The 1,773-nt window shown below is 49.0% G+C and carries 2 protein-coding genes and 2 pseudogenes; 1 reads left to right on the top strand and 3 read right to left on the bottom strand.

Annotation, left to right across the window (positions count from 1 at the left end):
• Positions 1 to 28: 28 nt before the first annotated feature.
• Together Q0835_RS29820 and Q0835_RS29815 are read right to left on the bottom strand one after the other, a co-directional pair.
• A complete protein-coding gene (locus Q0835_RS29820) occupies positions 29 to 553 on the bottom strand; it encodes an autoinducer binding domain-containing protein (protein WP_298967106.1) in 525 nt (174 codons plus the stop codon).
• Between the two features lie 89 nt (positions 554 to 642).
• Positions 643 to 972 carry an integrase core domain-containing protein gene (locus Q0835_RS29815; protein WP_298967105.1) on the bottom strand — a complete coding sequence of 110 codons (330 nt, stop codon included), beginning with the start codon at positions 970 to 972 and terminating at the stop codon, positions 643 to 645.
• Here Q0835_RS29815 and Q0835_RS29810 point away from each other — a divergent pair.
• Positions 919 to 1,277 (top strand): annotated as a pseudogene (locus Q0835_RS29810) (transposase); the annotation flags it as partial. The gene Q0835_RS29815 and the pseudogene Q0835_RS29810 sit on opposite strands and share 54 nt — an antisense overlap.
• Before the next feature lie 49 nt (positions 1,278 to 1,326).
• On the opposite strand, the pseudogene Q0835_RS29805 reads toward Q0835_RS29810, so the two are convergent.
• A pseudogene (locus Q0835_RS29805) lies at positions 1,327 to 1,572 on the bottom strand (transposase); the annotation flags it as partial.
• Positions 1,573 to 1,773: the final 201 nt, after the last annotated feature.

The following is a 1,773-nucleotide window of genomic DNA, read 5'->3' as shown; positions in this document are numbered from 1 at the left end:
CCTCCAAATCACGTCGGCAACCTATGAATCACTTTGAAATCAAATCCGGAATCCCAAAACATATACCTGAGTCAATTTGTCCACACGGCCTAAGCCTTTCGACTTGTCTCTGGCGCGCATTGTTGAAGAACAGCGTAAAATTACCATAAGTTGTACGATTAAGTTGATGAATTGGCACAGTAATTCCATGTGTAATTCCAAAATCTGCAGCCAATTCAGATAACGCTCGCTCATTTAGATCTTCAATTTGAACAGGGTCACATTGCCAAAGAAGAGGTTTGTGATTGTACTTGCAGTATTCCGGAAACTTGTCAGCGGCCAAGATCTTTTCATTGTTCAGTACGGTCTGTAGCACTTGATTATTCACGAAGTCGCCGATCGTACGTCCATGATCGACTTTATCACGCACGCCATGGCTTCCTTTCAAAGGTGCCGCGGAGCAGAAAAACGCACAGAAAGGCTCAAGTTCTTCAAACTCTGCAAGAACATGGTCAAGACTCTCACGTTCGTTATTTTCGGAACTCAGATTGTCTAACAAACGAAGGAAATTCACGCTGCACATCCTCGATGAGACATTGGCAATATCACCACATGGCGAAGAGAATTAAACCCAAACCTAACTGTGCTTTCCATTGAGGTTGTTCAATGATTGGGGATCAGACGACTGATCGGTGTTTTGAAGTTAATGCCGCGGTGCGGTCGCTGGCAATTGTAGATATCGAGCCACCGTGGCAAGGAAGTGTTTCTTTGTTGTGAGGTCTTGTACCAAAATCCGTAAGCCCACTCCTCTTGCAGGATGTTGATGAAGCGTTCCGCCTTTCCGTTGGTCTGCGGCCTGTAGGGCTTGGCGCGGTGACCTGCTCCCCTGAAAGTTCCTCGTTTTGAGGTTAGTCTGTTCCCAATTGAAGGAAACAGACGATGAAGCGATCCAGGTTCTCTGAAGAACAGATCATCGGTATTTTGAAAGAACATCAGGCGGGCATTTCGGCCGCCGAGCTTTGCCGCAAATACGGTGTCAGCGATGCAACCTTTTACAAGTGGCGCTCGAAGTACGGCGGCATTGAGGTGGCTGATGCCAAAAGGCTGAAGTCTCTTGAAGAAGAGAACGCAAAGCTGAAGAAGCTGCTCGCGGAGTCGATGATGGATGTGTCGACGCTTCGCGAGATGCTCGGAAAAAACTTCTGACGCCTGGCTCAAGGAGGAATGCCGTGAGCTGGGAAATTGGGACCAGGGGCTATTCGCAACGCCGCGCCTGCGGGTTGGTCGGTATCGACCCTCTCCCCAGACTGACGCCAAGTTCGAGTTAGTTTTTGAGTGATGGCATTTTCATGCCGCAGTGTCTATTGCGGGCTGGCCTCCTGTTGCAAATTCGTCTGGTGTGAGCCAGTTCAGGGCGGAATGGGGCCTGAACGTGTTGTAGTGCTGCCGCCAGTCTTCGATGATTTGTCGTGCCTCTGACAAGGTCGAGAACAAATTCTCGTTCATGCACTCATCCCGCTGCCTGCCATTGAAACTTTCGATCAGAACATTCTCATTCGGCTTTCCTGGCCGGATGAAGTGAAGACCGATACCGGTTCGTTTCAATGCGCGCACTAAAAATGCTGCGCGTGAAGTGATTGCTGGTAGTAAAGTCAAAGACCCTCAGCCAATTGACTGAGGGTTAAAGTGCATCAATACACATACGTGCAGCGTCTGTTATGCTGCGGCAACATTCTCCAAAAAACGATCCACTGTGAGTTTCAAGGATGCCGAGTTTTCGGTGCTGGCGGTCGA

The sequence above is a fragment of the uncultured Roseibium sp. genome (assembly GCF_947499295.1).
Taxonomy (GTDB): domain Bacteria; phylum Pseudomonadota; class Alphaproteobacteria; order Rhizobiales; family Stappiaceae; genus Roseibium.
Note: the sequence above shows the minus strand (reverse complement) of the source record. Positions and strands in the feature narration are given on the sequence as shown.

Coding starts and splice junctions, on each gene's coding strand:
- Q0835_RS29815 (WP_298967105.1), bottom strand. CDS start 972: ATGTTCTTTCAAAATACCGATGATCTGTTCTTCAGAGAACCTGGATCG.